The sequence below is a fragment of the Micromonospora sp. IBHARD003 genome (assembly GCF_056106285.1).
This window is the reverse complement of sequence record NZ_JBWBBX010000001.1, coordinates 6,572,415-6,588,297: the sequence shown is the minus strand read 5'-3', so window position 1 is coordinate 6,588,297 and position 15,883 is coordinate 6,572,415. Positions and strand designations below refer to the sequence as shown.

Genomic DNA, 15,883 nt, shown 5'->3' with positions numbered 1-15,883 from the left:
TTCACCCTGCCTTCTCGGCGTGACCGCCGAACTCACCGCGCATCGCGGAGAGCACCTTGTCGGTGAACTCGCCGAGACCGCGCGACTCGTACCGCTGGATGAGCGCGGCGCTGATGACCGGGGCGGGCACGCTCTCGTCGACCGCCGCCAGCACCGTCCAGCGGCCTTCTCCGGAGTCCGAGACCCGTCCGGTGAACCGGTCGAGCCCCGGCGAGGAGGCCAGCGCGTCGGCGATGAGGTCGACCAGCCAGGAGCTGACGACGGAGCCGCGGCGCCACACCTCGGCGACCTCGGCCACGTCGATCGTGTACGGGTACGCCTCGGGCTCGCGCAGCGGCGCGGTCTCGGCGTCGACGGTACGGCTGGTCAGGCCCGCGTCCGCGTGCTTGATGATGCTGAGGCCCTCGGCGATGGCGGCCATCATCCCGTACTCGACCCCGTTGTGGACCATCTTCACGAAGTGGCCGGCGCCGTTGGGCCCGCAGTGCAGATAGCCCTCGGCGGCGGTGCCGTCGGCCCGGGTCCTGGCGGGGGTGGGTTCGGCGAGGCCCCTGCCGGGGGCGATGGTGCTGAAGACCGGGTCGAGCCGGGCCACGGCCTCGTCCTCGCCACCGATCATCAGGCAGTAGCCGCGCTCGAGGCCCCAGACACCGCCGGAGGTCCCGCAGTCGACGTAGTGGATGCCGCGGGGGGCGAGTTCCCGGGCCCGGGTCATGTCGTCCCGGTAGTACGAGTTGCCGCCGTCGATCACGGTGTCGTCGGCGTCGAGCAACCCGGCGAGCTCCTCCAGGGTCTTCTGCACCACTCCGGCCGGCAGCATCAGCCAGACGTTGCGGGGCCGCTCCAGCTTGCCCACGAAGTCCTGGAGGGACGAGGCCGCCGTGGCGCCTTCCTTCTCGAGCTCCTTGACGGCTTCGGTGTCCAGGTCGAAGACGACACAGCGGTGGCCGTCGCGCATCAGCCGGCGCACCAGATTGGCGCCCATCCGGCCGAGGCCGATCATGCCGAGCTGCATGGGTGTGTCAGTGGTCATGGCCGACCCCGTTCCTGAGAGCGCGGTAGTGACGGATGAGGGCGTTGGTGGACGAGTCGTGGCGCAGGTCCGGCTCCGGCTCCGCGGTGAGCTCCGGGATGATCTCGGCGGCCAGGACCTTGCCGAGCTCGACGCCCCACTGGTCGAAGGAGTCGATGTTCCACACGGTGCCCTGGGTGAACACGTTGTGTTCGTAGAGAGCCACCAGTCGGCCGAGGACACGGGGGGTGAGCTTCTCGGCGAGCAGCACGGTGGAGGGCCGGTTGCCCTCCATCACCCGGTGGGGCACGACTTCGGGGGCGGTGCCCTCCGCGCGGACCTCCTCCTCGGTGCGGCCGAAGGCGAGGGCCTGGGCCTGGGCGAAGATGTTGGAGGACAGGATGTCGTGGTGGTCGCCCAGCGGGTTGAGGCTCTTGCCGAAGCCGATCAGGTCGACCGGGATCAGCCGGGTGCCCTGGTGCATCAGCTGGTAGAAGCTGTGCTGGCCGTTGGTGCCCGGCTCGCCCCAGTAGACGGGCCCGGTCTCGTAGTCGACCCGGTCGCCGCCGAGGGTGACGTGCTTGCCGTTGGACTCCATGGTGAGCTGCTGGAGGTAGGCGGGGAAGCGGCTCAGATACTGCTCGTACGGCATGACGCCGACGGTCTGGGCGCCGAAGAAGTCCGCGTACCAGACGGCGAGCAGACCCATCAGCACCGGCAGGTTCCGGCTCAGCGGGGCGGTACGGAAGTGCTCGTCCATGTCGTGGAAGCCGGCGAGCATCTCCTGGAACTGCTCGGGGCCGATGGCGAGCATGGTCGACAGGCCGATGGCGGAGTCCATCGAGTAGCGGCCGCCGACCCAGTCCCAGAAGCCGAACATGTTGTCGGTGTCGATGCCGAACGCGGTGACCCGCTCGGCGTTGGTGGACACGGCGGCGAAGTGCCGGGAGACGGCCTCCTCGCCGAGCCGGCCCACCAGCCAGTCCCGTGCCGAGTGGGCGTTGGTGAGGGTCTCCAGGGTGCCGAACGTCTTGGACGAGACGATGAACAGCGTCTCGTCGGGGGACAGGTCGCGCAGGGCCTCGACGAGATCCGTGGAGTCGACGTTCGAGACGAAACGGAACGTCATGTCCCGCCGGGTGTAGTGGCGCAGTGCCTCGTACGCCATCACCGGTCCCAGATCGGAGCCGCCGATCCCGATGTTGACGACATTGCGGATCGGTCTGCCGGTCGCGCCCTTCCACTCCCCCGACCGCACCCGCTCGGTGAAGGCGGCCATCCGGTCGAGCACCTCGTGGACTTCGGGGACGACGTCCGCGCCGTCGACGACCAGCGAACTGCCGCGGGGCATCCGCAGGGCGATGTGCAGGACCCGCCGGTTCTCCGACACGTTGATGCGCTCGCCGCGGAACATCTCGTCCCGGTGGTGTTCAAGGCGGGACTCCCTGGCGAGGTCCAGCAGCAGGCTCATCGTCTCGTCGGTCACCCGGTGCTTGGAGTAGTCGAGGTAGAGCCCGGCGGCCTCGGCCCGCAGCCGCTCGCCGCGGCCCGGGTCCTCGGCGAACAGGGACCGCAGATCGCGCGCGGCGATCTCCTCCAGGTGCCGTTCCAGCGCCTGCCATGCGGGGCGCTTGCGGAGCAGGGTGGCCGTCATCGGGTCATCGCCTCCTGCCGGCGTTCGAGCACTTCGCGCGCTGCCTGGGCCACCCGCTCGGGGGTGAAGCCGAACTTGGACAGCAGTTGCTTCAGTGGCGCGGACGCGCCGAAGGTGTGCATGCCGATGAGCGCGCCGCCGTCGCCGACATAGCGGTCCCAGCCGAAAGTCGACGCCTGCTCGATGCCGACGCGTGCGGTGATGTGCGGCGGCAGCACCCGGTCGCGGTACTCCCTGGGCTGGCGGTCGAACAGCTCCCAGCAGGGCATGCTGACCACGCGCGCCCGGATGCCGTCGGCCGCCAGCTCGTCCCGGGCGGACAGCGCGAGATGTACCTCCGAGCCGGTGGCCAGCAGGATCACCTCGGGTTCGCCCGAGGGTGCGTCGGCCAGCACATAGGCTCCCCGGGTCACTCCGGTGGCGGAGGCGAGCCGCGTGCGGTCGAGGGTGGGGAGGGCCTGGCGGGAGAGGACCAGTGCGGCGGGCTCGTGGCGCAGTCCTGCGACCAGCCGCCAGGTCTCGGTGACCTCGTTGGCGTCGCAGGGGCGGAACACCAGCAGGCCCGGCATCGCCCGCAGTCCGGCGATCTGTTCGACCGGCTGATGGGTGGGGCCGTCCTCGCCGACACCGATCGAGTCATGGGTGAAGATGTGCACGACCGGGATCTCCATCAGCGCGGACAGCCTGATGGCGGCCTTGGCGTAGTCGGAGAAGATCAGGAACCCGGACCAGTACGGCCGCAGTTTGGTCAGGGCCATTCCGTTGGCCACGGCCGCCGACGCGTGTTCGCGTACGCCCAGATGGAGATTGCGCCCGTACGGTTCGTCCGGCTCGCAGTCCCCCGCCCCCTCGAAGGTGAGCCGCGTCTTGGTGGACGGCGCCAGATCGGCGGAGCCGCCGATGACCCAGGGCACCCGCTCGGCGAGGGCGTTGAGCACCTTGCCCGAGGACTCCCTGGTGGCCATGCCCTTGGGGTCGGCGGGGAACTCGGGGAGCTTGCTGTCCCAGCCGTGCGGCAGTTCACGGCGCTGCATGCGCTGGATCTCGTCGGCGAGCCCGGGCCAGGCCGCGCGATACGCCTCGAACCGCTTCTCCCAGGCGCCGCGCAGCTCGGCGCCCCGGGCGCCGATGCCCTGCTCGAAGCGCGTACGGACCTCGTCGGGCACCCAGAACTCGCGGTCCTCGGGCAGTCCGAGGAAGCGCTTGGCCGTCCGCACTCCGTCGGGTCCCAGGGGCGATCCGTGCGCCTTGGGCGAGTCCTCCACGGGTGAGCCGTAGCCGATGTGACTGTGCACCAGGATCAGCGTGGGGCGCTCGGTCTCGGTCCGGAAGGTGTGGAAGGCGCGGTCCACGGCGTCGAGGTCGTTGGCGTCGGCGACGGTGGTCACGTTCCAGCCGTACGCGAGGAACCGGGCGGCGACGTCCTCGGTGAAGGCGATGCCGGTGTGGCCCTCGATGGTCACCCGGTTCGAGTCGTAGATCCAGCACAGGTTGGACAGCTGCTGGTGCCCGGCGAGCGACGCGGCCTCCGAGGCGATGCCCTCCATCATGCAGCCGTCCCCGGCGAGTGCGTACACGTCGTAGTCGAAGAGCGGGAAGTCGTCGCGGTTGTAGCGGGCGGCGAGCCAGCGGCCCGCCATCGCCATGCCGACGGAGGTCGCGACGCCCTGTCCGAGCGGCCCGGTCGTGGTCTCGACCCCGCTGGTCCAGCGGTATTCGGGGTGCCCGGGACAGCGGGAGCCGAGCTGCCGGAACGACTTCAGGTCGTCGAGGGTGACCGAGGGTCGCCCCAGCACCTCGTAGTCCGGGTCGACCGCTCTGACCCCGGTCAGATGCAGCAGGGACCAGAGCAGCGTGGAGGCGTGTCCCTCGGAGAGCACGAAGCGGTCGCGGTTCGGCCAGATCGGGTCCGCGGGGTCGAACCGCAGGTACCGCTGCCAGAGCGTGTACGCGACGGGCGCGATGCCCATGGGGGTGCCCGGGTGCCCGGACGCGGCCTTCTCCACGGCATCCATGCACAGGCCGCGGATGGTGTTCACCGACAGCGTGTCCAGGTCGATGTCCAGGGTGGTCATATGCGCTCCCGTTTCCGGCGGTACGGCGGGTTCGGCGGGTACGTGTACGACTCGTGCTGCGGGTCCGGGGTACGGCGGGTACCCGGGTACGGCGGACCGATGCGGGGCCGACCGAGCGGGCGGGGCGCCCGCGACCCCCGTCCGGGCGCCCCGCCCGCCGCACGGCACGGGCGATCCTGGTGCCAGCCTGACCGGCGCACGCGGCTCCGGGCCTCACCCGCGACGGGTGAACAGGGACGGGTGAACAGGCGGGCTTGCTCCGCTCAGGCGTGCGGTACGACGGCCACCGGGCAGGGGGCATGGTGGATCACGGCGTGCGCGGTGGAGCCGATGTGGGAGCCCCTGGCCGCCCGGCGCCTGCCGACGACCACCAGTCCGGCTTCCGCGGCCGACTCCACGAGCCGGTCGGCCGGGCGGCCGGGGGCGGCGTCCTCGGTGACCTGGACGCGCGGGAACTTGTCCCGGTAGGGGCGTACGGCCGCCGACAGCGCCGCCTCCCGCTCACCGCGTACCTCGGCCTCCCGGTGGTGGAAGGCCGGGGCGTGCCAACCGTGCAGGATGTGCAGCGGGGCATCGTGCCTCGCCGCGAAGTCGAAGGCGAACTCCAGCAGCTCGCCGCCGTCGTCACCGTGCCCCACATCGAGACCGACGACGACCTTGCCTCGTTGGGGGCGGCCGGCTCCGAGGCCCTCTTCGCCGTAGCCCGGACGCACCAGCACCACGGGGCCCTTCGCGTCCGCCACGACCTCCTGTCCCACCGAGCCGACGATGAACCCGGAGGCGCTGCCGAGTGCGGACGACCCGAGGACCAGCAGCTCAGCGCCGGAACCGACGTCCACCAGCAGTCTGGCGGGGGCGTCCTCGATCTCCTCGGCGGAGGTGGCGATCCCCGGCCTGCGGGTGTGGGCACGCTGCTCGGCCGCGGCCAGCAGGGAGCGGTCCTCCTCGGCCTGAGCCTCGCGCGTCGGCTTCACGGCCTGAAGCCGGTGCTCCTGCCAGCGTGAGGCGTACACCAGACGCAGGTTCGTGTCCCGCACCGCGGCCTCGTCGGCCGCCCAGTCCACGGCCACCATGCTCTCGCCGGAGCCGTCCACTCCCACAGCGACGGGTAGGGACATGGTGCTCCTCCTTGCCTCGGGGCTCGTGCGCAGCGCCGTCACGAGCCACCGCGCACAGGCACGCCTCATCACGAAGCTACCGAGGTGCGGCGGGCGCCGCGATTCAGAGCGTCACGGACGGTGAGCGGGGGCCTCGGCGCAGGACACTAGGGGGTTTCTGATGGATCTCCGTGGAGGAAGGAGCGGCGTCCGGTGCGTGCTCTCGGAGTGCCGGCTGGAAGCCCTCGTACGGGACGTACTTGAGCTTTCGGCCGGTGCGGCGAGAGCGAGGGCCGGGCGTCGCGACGCCACGGAGATCCATCAGAAGCCCCCTAGTGCTGTGACCGGATAGGTTCACCGGCTCGCGGTGTCCTGCACGGCGTCTCGCTGCGTTGTCGAATCACCCGAGTACATCCAGTACAAGGCCGATTCTCCGCCTGGCGATACACCGCACCGGACGCCGCGACCTTCCCGGCAAACCTATCCGGCCACAGCACTAGGTCCCGGGTGCGGCCGGTGCACGGGAGCGCGGAGTTTCAGCGCGCGGCGAGGCGGAAGCTCATCCGCCCGAAGCCCACCATGTCCCCGGCCTGGACGACGACCGAGCCGGTCACCCGCCGGCCGTTGACCGTGGTGCCGTTGGTGGAGCCCAGGTCGCGCAGCACCCAGAGCCCGCCGCGCAGGGTCAGTTCGGCGTGCAGACGCGAGACCGTCTCATGGCTCAGCCTCAGCCCGTTGGACGGGTCGCGGCCGATACGCAGGGGACACGGTCCCGGCTCGGGCAGCAGCAGCGGCGGGAGCTTCTCGGCCTGCCAGGCGCGGCCGATCCGTACGGAGAACGCGGAGATCCTGCCGACGGCGCTGAACACTCTCTTGGAGAACCGGCCCTCGGTGCGCAGATCGGCCGTGAGGGACCGCAGTTCACCGGGGGTGCTCGCGGCGAGGGCGAGATCCACGCGCCGAATGAACGTGTCGTACGACAGCCTGCCCTGGACGGCGCCCTCCCGGAGTCTGTCCAGCGCACGGTCCCGGTCCGCGTCGGAGACGCGGGCGGGATATGTCTGGAACTCAAAGGAGGACGTCACAAACGTGATTGTCGGGCCGAGCGCCCCGGGGTGTCCAGAAGCACCGTCGAAGATCACTTCCGCAGCGCGTCCACCGCTCTTGAGAGTCGGGGCGGCGGTGTCCGAGGGGGTCCGCCGGTGTTCGGCAGTGTCCGCGAAAAGCACTGGACGCCCGCTCCCGGTACCGATTAGCGTGATCACGACGCCCAGGTCCGACGGAAGGAGGGGAGTGCCGTGTTTGCCGTGTGTTCCATGTTCCCGCGCTCCCGCCCCGTCCGCCCGGCGTTCTGTGTCTGACCGGGAGCGCGTCATTCACGTGTGGTCCCGGAGGACTTATCCATGACCGATCTGGTCATCCGCGCGCTCTCCTCGAGCGACGCATCGCTTTTCGCCACCCTGCCCGACCCGCTCGGCGTGGGCCGTGCCCTGGCCCGTGTCACCCACCGCCCCGAGTGGCAGCGGGTGGCCCTGCGCGACGGCAGGGTCGTGGCCCGGGCCGCCTGGTGGGGCGGCCCCGATGACACCGCCCCGATCAATCTCAACTGGTTCGACGTGGCCGAGGGTGAGGAGGAGGCGGGCAGCGAACTGCTGCGCAGCTCCCCCTACCGGGTCGAGTACGAGCTCATCCTGCCCGCCGGCTGGCGGGACGACCCGGCCGCCCGGGCCGCGGGTGAGGCCAGGCTGCGCGCCGCCCGCGCGGCGGGCATGGAGGTGCTCGTGGAGCGCTTCCAGTACCGGTGGACGCCTGAGTGTGGACTGCCGGAGCGCCCCGGCCGGCTGGAGTTCAGGCCGGAGCCCGACGACGCCGTCTTCTTCGACGTCCTGCGCCGCGTCCACTCGAAGACCCTGGACGCACATTCCCTGCGGGCCATCGCCGAAGGCGGGCTCGACCGCGCCGCCCAGGAGGAGTTGGACTTCTTCCACTGGTGCCCGTCGCCGCGCGAGTGGTGGCGGCTGGCGTACACGCCCGAAGGGGAGCTGGTCGGCCTGGAGATCCCGGCGCACAACCCGTCCGGTCCGTGCGTCGGCTTCATCGGCGTCGTCCCCGAACAGCGCGGCCACGGCTACGCCTACGACCTGCTCGCCGAGTGCACGCACTTCCTGGCCGAGCAGGGTGCCGGGTTCATCGCGGGCGCGACCGACCAGGGGAACTTCCCCATGGCGGCCAACTTCGCCAGGGCCGGGCATCCGGTGGTGCAGGAACGGATCCATCTGGTCTGAGGGCCGGACAGCCGCGTGCGCTCCGGCTGAGGCGGGCGCCTGGCGACGGTGTGCGCGGGGGACCGGTCATCGACCGGTCCCCCGTCCCCGCCTGCCCCGCACCGGGCGGGCACCGGCGCCAGGTGCCCGCCCCGTCAGCCGTCGGACGGCAGCGCCGATGCCTCCCGCTGCGCCCGGATGACCTCCCGGTACCAGGCGTAGGACGCCTTCGGCGTGCGCTCGAGAGTCTCGTAGTCGACGTGCACCAGGCCGAAGCGCTGTGACGCGCCCTCCACCCATTCGATGTTGTCCGTCAGCGACCAGACGAAGTAGCCGCGCACGTCGACGCCCTGCTCGACCGCCCGGTGCAGCGCGCGCAGATGCCCGTCGATGAAGGTGATGCGGCGGGCGTCGTCGATCCCGTCGTACGAGCAGCCGTTCTCGGTGATGTGCACCGGCGGCAGGCGGTGGCCGTAGCGCTCCTTGAGGGTGACGAGGAGTTCACTCAGTCCGTCGGGGACGACCGGCCAGCCGAAGTGGGTGCGCTCCACCCCCTCGATCTCACGCAGCCCGAAGGGGAGTTCCGCGGGCATGCCGAGTCCGGCGTACGAGTCCAGGGCGTCCGGCGCCGGCGCGCCGACGAGCATGGGGTTGTAGTAGTTGACGCCGTACCAGTCGAGGGGCTCGCAGATCACCGCGAGGTCGTCGGCGACCGGCCCCGGCATCAGGCCGTCGAACCCCTCGGGATAACGGCCCGTCAGCAGCGGGTCGGAGAACAACCGGTTGGTGAGCGTGTCGTAGAGGTCGGCGCCGGAGCGGTCCTCGTCGCTGTCGCTCGCCGCCCGCACGGGTGAGTGGGAGACCGCGAGGCCGATGTTCGAGGCACCGGCCGCGCGCAGCGCCTGGACCGCGAGACCGTGGCCGAGCAGCTGGTGATGGGCCGCGGGCAGGGCGTCGAAAAGCAGCTGCTTGCCTGGGGCGTGCTCGCCGAGCGCATAGCCGAGCATGGTGACCTCGGCAGGTTCGTTGATGGTGATCCACATGGGGACGCGGTCGGCGAGCCGTTCGGCGACGACGGCGGCGTACTCGGCGAAGCGGGCGGCGGTGTCGCGGTTCAGCCAGCCGCCCGCCTCCTCCAGCGGCAGCGGGGTGTCCCAGTGGTAGAGGGTCGGCGCCGGTGTGATGCCCTGCGCGCACAGTTCGTCGACGAGGCGGTCGTAGAAGCCGAGGCCCGCCGCGTTGACGGGCCCGCTGCCAGCGGGAATCACCCGGGGCCAGCTGATGGAGAAACGGAAGGCCCCCGCGCCGAGTCCGGCGAGCAGAGCGACGTCCTCGCGGTAACGCTCGTGGAACCCCGTACCCCGGGCGGTGTCGGCGCCGTCCTTGATGCGGCCGGGCTGTGCGGCGAATGCGTCCCAGCCGGAAGGGCCCTTGCCGTCGGTGTCGGCGGCGCCCTCGGTCTGGAACGCGGACGCGGACGCTCCCCAGAGGAATCCGGGCGGGAACACGGGCAGCGTCGCGGCGGGTGGTACGGGCGGCGGTGTCATGACCGGACCCTAAGGGCTGTCCCGCAATACCCACCAGGCGCACGACGACAGCTACGGCACTCCCCCAGCTACCGCCTGGGGGAGTTGTCGAAGCACCCGAATACGCCCAGTATGAGCGTGCCTCTCCGCCTTGCGATGCTTCCCCACGGCCCGTTGGGCCTGGGGAGGCCCCATGCATCTGACGCCGCGCGCTGGTCTGCCGGGTATTACGGGACCGCCCTTAGTACCGGTGAGTAGCACTCCTCCAGACCTCGGACTTGCCAGGATGGATGCGAGTGCCACCGATACGGAGCTGACGGACCGACACGACAGGGGATACGCCAGTGCTGTTCGAGGTGTGGGCGCCGCACGCCCGGGACGGGGTCGTGCTGTGGCTGGACGGTGCACGCCGGCCGATGCGACGCGATCCCGCGCGCGAGGGATGGTGGACGGCCGATGCGGACGCACCGGACGGCACACGCTACGGCTTTGTGCTGGACGACGGCCCGCTGCTGCCGGATCCGCGTGCGCGCCGCCAGCCCGACGGCCCCGACGGGCCGAGCGCGGTGGTCGCCCCGGACACCCATGTCTGGCGCAGCGACGACTGGCCCGGCCGGGGACTTGCCGGTGCGGTGCTGTACGAGCTGCACGTGGGCACGTACACCCGGGAGGGCACACTGGACGCCGCGGCGGCCCACCTGCCGGAACTGGCCGATCTCGGCATCACCCATGTGGAGCTGATGCCTGTGTGTCCCTTCCCGGGAACACACGGCTGGGGGTACGACGGTGTGGCGCCCTGGGCGGTGCACGAACCGTACGGCGGGCCCGGCGCGCTCAAACGCTTCGTCGACTCGGCGCACGGCCTCGGCCTCGGAGTGGTCCTGGACGTGGTGCACAACCATCTGGGGCCTTCGGGCAACCATCTGCCGTCCTTCGGGCCGTACTTCACCGACACGCACCACACACCGTGGGGCTCGGCGGTCAACCTGGATGCCCCGGGCTCGGACGAGGTGCGCTCCTTTCTGGTGGACAGCGCTCTGGCCTGGCTGCGTGACTACCGTCTGGACGGGCTGCGGCTGGACGCGATCCACGCGCTCGCCGACAGCCGTGCGCTGACGTTCCTGGAGGAACTGTCCTACGCCGTGGACGCCTTCGCCGCCGACGTACACCGGCCGGTGTTCCTGATCGCCGAGTCGGACCTGTGCGATCCGCGCACGACCACACCGCGTGAGGAGGGCGGCCTCGGACTGCACGCCCAATGGAACGACGACTTCCACCATGCCCTGCACACCGTCCTGACGGGCGAGTCCCGCGGCTACTACGCGGACTTCGCACGCGCCCCGCTGGCCGCGCTCGCCAAGACGCTCGGGCATGTCTTCTTCCACGACGGCACCTACTCGACCTTCCGCGGCCGTACGCACGGGCGCCCGGTCGACCTCACCCGCACCCCCGCGCACCGCTTCCTCGGCTACGCCCAGACCCACGACCAGATCGGCAACCGCGCCCTGGGCGACCGTCTTTCCGCACAGCTCTCCCCCGGACTGCTGGCGTGCGCGGCGGCGCTGGTGCTGACCGCACCCTTCACACCGATGCTCTTCATGGGTGAGGAGTGGGGCGCCCGTACCCCCTGGCAGTACTTCACCGACCACACCGACCCGGAGCTCGCCGAGGCCGTACGGCAGGGGCGGCGCCGGGAGTTCGCGGCATCGGGCTGGTCGGCTGACGACATCCCCGACCCGCAGGACCCGGCGACCAGGGAGCGCTCCTGCCTCGACCGCACCGAGCGCACCCGCGACCCCCACGCCCGGCTGCTGGCCTGGTACCGCGAACTGATCGCGCTGCGCCGCTCCCAGCCGGACCTCTCCGACCCCGATCTGGCCGCGGTGCGGATCGCCTACGACGAGGAGGCCCGCTGGTTCGTCTTCCGCCGCGGCGACCTGCGGGTCGCGCTCAACCTGGGCAAGGAGCGGGCCGTGATCCCACTGGGCGGGGGCGCGGCCCGGGTGCTCGCGGTGTGGGACGGGGTGCGGGCTCCCGGGCCGGACGGCACCCTGGAGCTGCCGGGCGAGTCGTGCGTGGTGCTCGCGGACGAGTGAGCACCGGCGCGGACGGGAAGGCGCGTGGGGGAAGCGGCTCTTCCCGAACGGCCCGCGGCCACCGGCAGCCGGCGCGGCCACCGGATCCGTAATTCGGTGGCACCGTCCGGCCCGGCCTGGACAATGGCGTTCATGCATATCCGTGCCGTGCACCCGGACGAGCTGCCTCGCCTCCAGGACATCGAGAGGGCCGCCGGGCAGTGCTTCCGGGACATCGGCATGCCGGAGATCGCCGACGACGAGCCGCTCCCGCTCGACGAGCTCGCCCGGTACCACCGCGCCGGGCTGGCCTGGGTCGCGGCCGACGACGCCGGCACCCCGGTCGCCTATCTGATCGCCGACCGCGTCGACGGCGGTCTCCATGTCGAGCAGGTGTCGGTGCACCCGGACAGCGCACGCCGCGGGATCGGCCGGGCCCTGCTGGACCATCTGGCCGTTCACGCCACGGGCGAGGGGGCACCCGCCCTGACCCTGACCACGTTCACCGAGGTCGTGTGGAACGCCCCGTACTACGCGCGCTGCGGGTTCCGGCTCCTGGCCGGCAGCGAGCTCACCCCCGGGCTGCGGAAGATCCGCGAACGCGAAGCGGCACACGGCCTGGACCGGTGGCCCCGGGCCTGTATGCGACGGGCCTTGTGACACCGCGGCGTGCGGCCGACCGGGGACGCGAACCCCGGGCGACCCCACGCCGCGGGCGGTCCGCGAAGGACCGCCCGGACAGGACCTACTCGACGATCGCGAGCTCGCGCGGGGTGTTGTTGAAGCGGCGTCCCCCGCTCTCCGTGACCGTGACGATGTCCTCGATCCGCACACCGAAACGGCCCGGCAGATAGATCCCCGGCTCGATCGAGAAGCACATGCCGGGCACCAACGGCCGTTCCTCGCCCTCGATCATGTACGGCGGCTCGTGGGTGGTGACGCCGATGCCATGGCCGGTGCGGTGGATGAAGTACTCGCCGTATCCGGCGGACTCGATGACCGCGCGGGCCGCCCGGTCCACGTCCTGGCAGGCGGCGCCGGGACGGACGGCGTCGAACCCGGCCTGCTGGGCGGCGAGCACCACGTTGTGGATGTGCACTTCCTCGGACGTCGGTTCGCCGACGTGGACCGTGCGGGTCGTGTCCGATCCGTAGCCGTCCTTGATACCGCCGAAGTCCAGTACGACCATGTCGCCCCGCTCGATGACGCGGTCGCCTGCCTCGTGGTGCGGGTTGGCGCCGTTCGGGCCGGAGCCGACGATGGTGAAGTCCACCTGTGAGTGGCCGAAACGCAGCAGCAGTGCGGCGAGGTCGGCCGCGACCTCGCTCTCCCTGCGGCCGGAGAAGCGGACCTTGAGGATCTCGCCGTAGGCCTCGTCGGCGGCGGCGCCCGCCGCCTCCATCCTCGCCAGCTCGGCCGTGTCCTTGACCGCGCGCAGCATGGGCAGAGCATCGGTGAGGGACACATACGAGCTGTCGGGCAGCTGTTTCTGCAGACCGATCAGGTGCATGGCCCAGGCGTTGTCGCTCACCCCGAAGCGGCCCTTGCCGTCCAGCAGCGCCCCGGTGACGGCGTACGGGTCCTGCCCGTCGGTCCAGTCACGCAGGGTGAGTGCCGGGGCGCCGGCCGCGTGCGCGGCGTCGGGAGCCTCCAGGGTGGGCACCACCAGGACGGGATCCCGGCCCTCGGCCAGCACGAGCAGGGTGAGCCGTTCGGAGGACACCGGCCGGTAGCCGGTGAGATGGGCCAGGTCGGGTCCGGGAGCCACCAGCAGCCCGCCGAGGCCGGCCTCGGCGGCGCAGCGGGCGGCGCGGGCCATCCGGGACCGGTAGTCCTCGGCGGTGAAGGGCTCGGGCGTCGTGTTCATGGCGAGCATGGGGCTCCTCTTCGGCGGCCTGGCGGACAGCGTCCGGGGCCGGACCGGCTGGTCAACCGGGCGGCCCCGCAGTGGTTTTCGCACGGCACACGAAGCGGCAAACCCACGACGCGCGGTACTCGCCCGGCGATCCCGCCGGCCTCACTCCGGGGGACGCCGTCTTCGGGACCGTGGCGGGCTCGGTCCTCCCCGGGGTCGGTCCTGCCCGGGAGTCAGGCCTCTCCGGGAGTCAGGCCTCTCCGGGGGTCAGTCCTCCCCGGGAGGTCAGTCGTCCCCGGGAGGTCAGTCGTCCCCGGGGTTACGGCCGAGGAGTCTCTCGAGCAGGTCCTGGAATTCGCTGTCGACGACGATCCGCAGCCCGTCGCCGTCCTCTCCCCGGTCGCTGAGCTGGGTGAGCGTCCCGTCGCGCCACCAGTAGACGTACGGCGTGATGGCGCCCGGCGTGTCGGCGTACCCGGAGGCGGCGAAGGCCGCCATGCCGTTCAGCGTCGGGAGGATGCCCGCGTCACGGATCACATGGAAGGCGACCTGGTGCCGGAAGGGCAGTGCGACGAGCGCGCCGTCGGCGGTGATGTGCTGCCCCGTGACCTGACGGGCGAGCGCGTCGAGCACCAGGACCCTGCTCGCGGTGTAGAAGGAGTCGCCGACGACGACATCGAAGCGCATGCCGCCGCCGTCCTCGATGGTCTCGTGGCCCTCCACCGGCAGTGCGCGCAGATTCTCCATCGCGCGCTCCCGCAGCTCCTCGATCTTCCCGAGCGGCTCCAGGGCCTCGTCGGTGAGCATCATGACGCTCTCGGGGAGATCGAGGGCGAGTACCTCGCACAGGCCGGGGGCGAGGTGCCGGGCGTAGCCGAAGGTGCTGGGATCGAGGCCTTCCGAGCCGATCACCCTCGGGTAGAGCTGGGCGCGGATCTGCTCCGGCGGCAGGGTGTCCAGTGCCGAAGGCGCGTCCATGGTGCGCAGGACCATGGCGACGTGGCCGCGGATCACCTCGGGCCACACCCGGGGGCCGCGTTCGTCGTTGTGGCAGACGGCCGCGAGGTTACCGAGCCCGAACTGCCGCCCGGAGCTGTCGGTGACCACGTCGGCGTAGACGGTGACCTCGAGGCCCTGTTCCGCGAAGGCCTCCCGGACCTGGCCGCGGAAGCGTGCGGCCTCGCGGACCGAGAAGTAGGCGAACTCCTCGTCGCGGGGCACGTCGTCCCCGTCCCGCTTGGGTCCTCGCCGGAACAGCCCCACTTCAGCCCCCGCTCATCCCGTGTGTCCTCGGTTCCCGCGTGTGCTCGGGTCTGGTCTCTTTCCCGCCGGTCCCGTCCCGCGGACCTTCCCCGCGGGCCTTCCCGGGTGTGCTCTGCATTCGAGCCTACCGACCTCCCCGCCGGGCCCGCTCTCCGGGTTCGGGCGTGCGGCAGACCCCGGCCGCCGGCCCTCGGGCGCGCGGCGCCGTGGCGCCACGGCACGGTCCGCCGACCGGGACGGACGCGGGGCTCAGCCCATCCGCACGGTCAGCCGGGCCCGGTGCCGGCCCCGCGCCACCAGAGCGGCGTTGGTCTCGTCCGAGTCCCTGACCCAGCGTTCGGCGTACGACCGTTCCTTGCCGAAGCGCACATGCCGGTCGACGAGCCGGGGTACCCGCAGCGCCTCGTCGAGTTCCAGGTACCAGACCTCGTCGAGAAGATTGCGGATACGGGCCCAGGCGCCCTCGTCGTGCAGCAGGTAGTTGCCCTCCGTGATGACGAGCGGGATGCCGGGGCCGACCGGGATGGCGCCCGCCACGGGCTCCTCGAGACTCCGGTCGAAGGCGGGTGCGTACACGGTGGTGCCGTCCCCCGGTGCCCGGAGCCGGGCGAGCAGCGCGGCGTACCCGGCGGGGTCGAAGGTGTCCGGCGCCCCCTTGCGGGCGGCCCGGCCGAGGCGCTCCAGCTCGGCCTGGGCCAGATGGAAGCCGTCCATGGGGACGAGTACGGCGAGACCGTCCAGCCGTGCCACGAGGTCTTCGGCGAGCGTCGACTTGCCGGCTCCCGGTGGTCCGGCGATGCCGAGGATCCGGCGGGCACCGGGCCGGGCCAGTCGCCGGGCCCGGTCGGTGAGCTGCTGGATCGACGGGTCCATGGCAGGCATTGTGCCCGCCCTCGGGGACACCCGGCGCCCCCGGAGCGCCCGGAGCCGGAACCACCACACGGTGCCCCCACCTCAAACGCACCGCCTCCCCTGGTGCGTCCGGCCGGGTGGCAGCTACCTCCATTCGGCCGCAGGTGTGTTGCGGGCGCGTCAGGGCTGCCGTGGGATCGGATGCTGTGG

12 protein-coding genes are annotated in these 15,883 nt (G+C 71.6%); 3 read left to right on the top strand and 9 right to left on the bottom strand.

What is annotated here, in order from left to right:
• Window position 1: 1 nt before the first annotated feature.
• The 5 genes from gnd to ACTWOL_RS28955 all read right to left on the bottom strand — a co-directional run bounded on the left by gnd (window position 2) and on the right by ACTWOL_RS28955 (window position 6,923).
• A complete protein-coding gene (gnd, locus tag ACTWOL_RS28975) occupies window positions 2-1,033 on the bottom strand; it encodes a phosphogluconate dehydrogenase (NAD(+)-dependent, decarboxylating) (RefSeq protein ID WP_474299765.1) in 1,032 nt (343 codons plus the stop codon).
• Window positions 1,023-2,666 carry a glucose-6-phosphate isomerase gene (gene pgi, locus ACTWOL_RS28970; protein WP_474299764.1) on the bottom strand — a complete coding sequence of 548 codons (1,644 nt, stop codon included), beginning with the start codon at window positions 2,664-2,666 and terminating at the stop codon, window positions 1,023-1,025. Before pgi ends, gnd begins: the two co-directional genes overlap by 11 nt.
• A complete protein-coding gene (tkt, locus tag ACTWOL_RS28965; protein ID WP_474299763.1) occupies window positions 2,663-4,741 on the bottom strand; it encodes a transketolase in 2,079 nt (692 codons plus the stop codon). The genes pgi and tkt overlap by 4 nt, the downstream gene beginning before the upstream one ends.
• 263 nt (window positions 4,742-5,004) lie before the next feature.
• Window positions 5,005-5,859, bottom strand: a complete 855-nt coding sequence (locus tag ACTWOL_RS28960) for a universal stress protein (RefSeq protein WP_474299762.1) — start codon at window positions 5,857-5,859, stop codon at window positions 5,005-5,007.
• 515 nt (window positions 5,860-6,374) lie between these two features.
• Window positions 6,375-6,923: a DUF1707 and FHA domain-containing protein gene (locus tag ACTWOL_RS28955; RefSeq protein ID WP_474299760.1), complete on the bottom strand. Its 549-nt coding sequence runs from the start codon at window positions 6,921-6,923 to the stop codon at window positions 6,375-6,377.
• Window positions 6,924-7,241: 318 nt separating this feature from the next.
• Between ACTWOL_RS28955 and ACTWOL_RS28950 the strand changes: the two genes are divergently transcribed.
• Window positions 7,242-8,123 (top strand): GNAT family N-acetyltransferase, encoded by an 882-nt coding sequence (locus ACTWOL_RS28950; protein ID WP_474299759.1) that lies wholly within the window; start codon window positions 7,242-7,244, stop codon window positions 8,121-8,123.
• A gap of 134 nt (window positions 8,124-8,257) precedes the next feature.
• Here the strand turns inward: ACTWOL_RS28950 and ACTWOL_RS28945 are convergent, their stop codons facing one another.
• Window positions 8,258-9,649: a GH1 family beta-glucosidase gene (locus ACTWOL_RS28945; protein WP_474299758.1), complete on the bottom strand. Its 1,392-nt coding sequence runs from the start codon at window positions 9,647-9,649 to the stop codon at window positions 8,258-8,260.
• A gap of 323 nt (window positions 9,650-9,972) precedes the next feature.
• On the opposite strand from ACTWOL_RS28945, the gene treZ reads away from it, so the two are divergent.
• Both treZ and ACTWOL_RS28935 read left to right on the top strand, forming a co-directional pair.
• A complete protein-coding gene (treZ, locus tag ACTWOL_RS28940) occupies window positions 9,973-11,724 on the top strand; it encodes a malto-oligosyltrehalose trehalohydrolase (protein ID WP_474299757.1) in 1,752 nt (583 codons plus the stop codon).
• Between the two features lie 132 nt (window positions 11,725-11,856).
• Complete coding sequence (locus ACTWOL_RS28935) at window positions 11,857-12,363, top strand: GNAT family N-acetyltransferase (RefSeq protein WP_474299756.1); 507 nt, start codon at window positions 11,857-11,859, stop codon at window positions 12,361-12,363.
• 85 nt (window positions 12,364-12,448) lie between these two features.
• Here ACTWOL_RS28935 and ACTWOL_RS28930 read toward each other — a convergent pair whose 3' ends face one another.
• The 3 genes from ACTWOL_RS28930 to ACTWOL_RS28920 form a co-directional block, all read right to left on the bottom strand.
• Window positions 12,449-13,579: a M24 family metallopeptidase gene (locus tag ACTWOL_RS28930; RefSeq protein ID WP_474299755.1), complete on the bottom strand. Its 1,131-nt coding sequence runs from the start codon at window positions 13,577-13,579 to the stop codon at window positions 12,449-12,451.
• Window positions 13,580-13,861: 282 nt separating this feature from the next.
• Window positions 13,862-14,821 carry a DUF1444 domain-containing protein gene (locus ACTWOL_RS28925; RefSeq protein ID WP_474299753.1) on the bottom strand — a complete coding sequence of 320 codons (960 nt, stop codon included), beginning with the start codon at window positions 14,819-14,821 and terminating at the stop codon, window positions 13,862-13,864.
• 249 nt (window positions 14,822-15,070) lie between these two features.
• Complete coding sequence (locus tag ACTWOL_RS28920; RefSeq protein ID WP_474299752.1) at window positions 15,071-15,703, bottom strand: nucleoside/nucleotide kinase family protein; 633 nt, start codon at window positions 15,701-15,703, stop codon at window positions 15,071-15,073.
• Window positions 15,704-15,883: the final 180 nt, after the last annotated feature.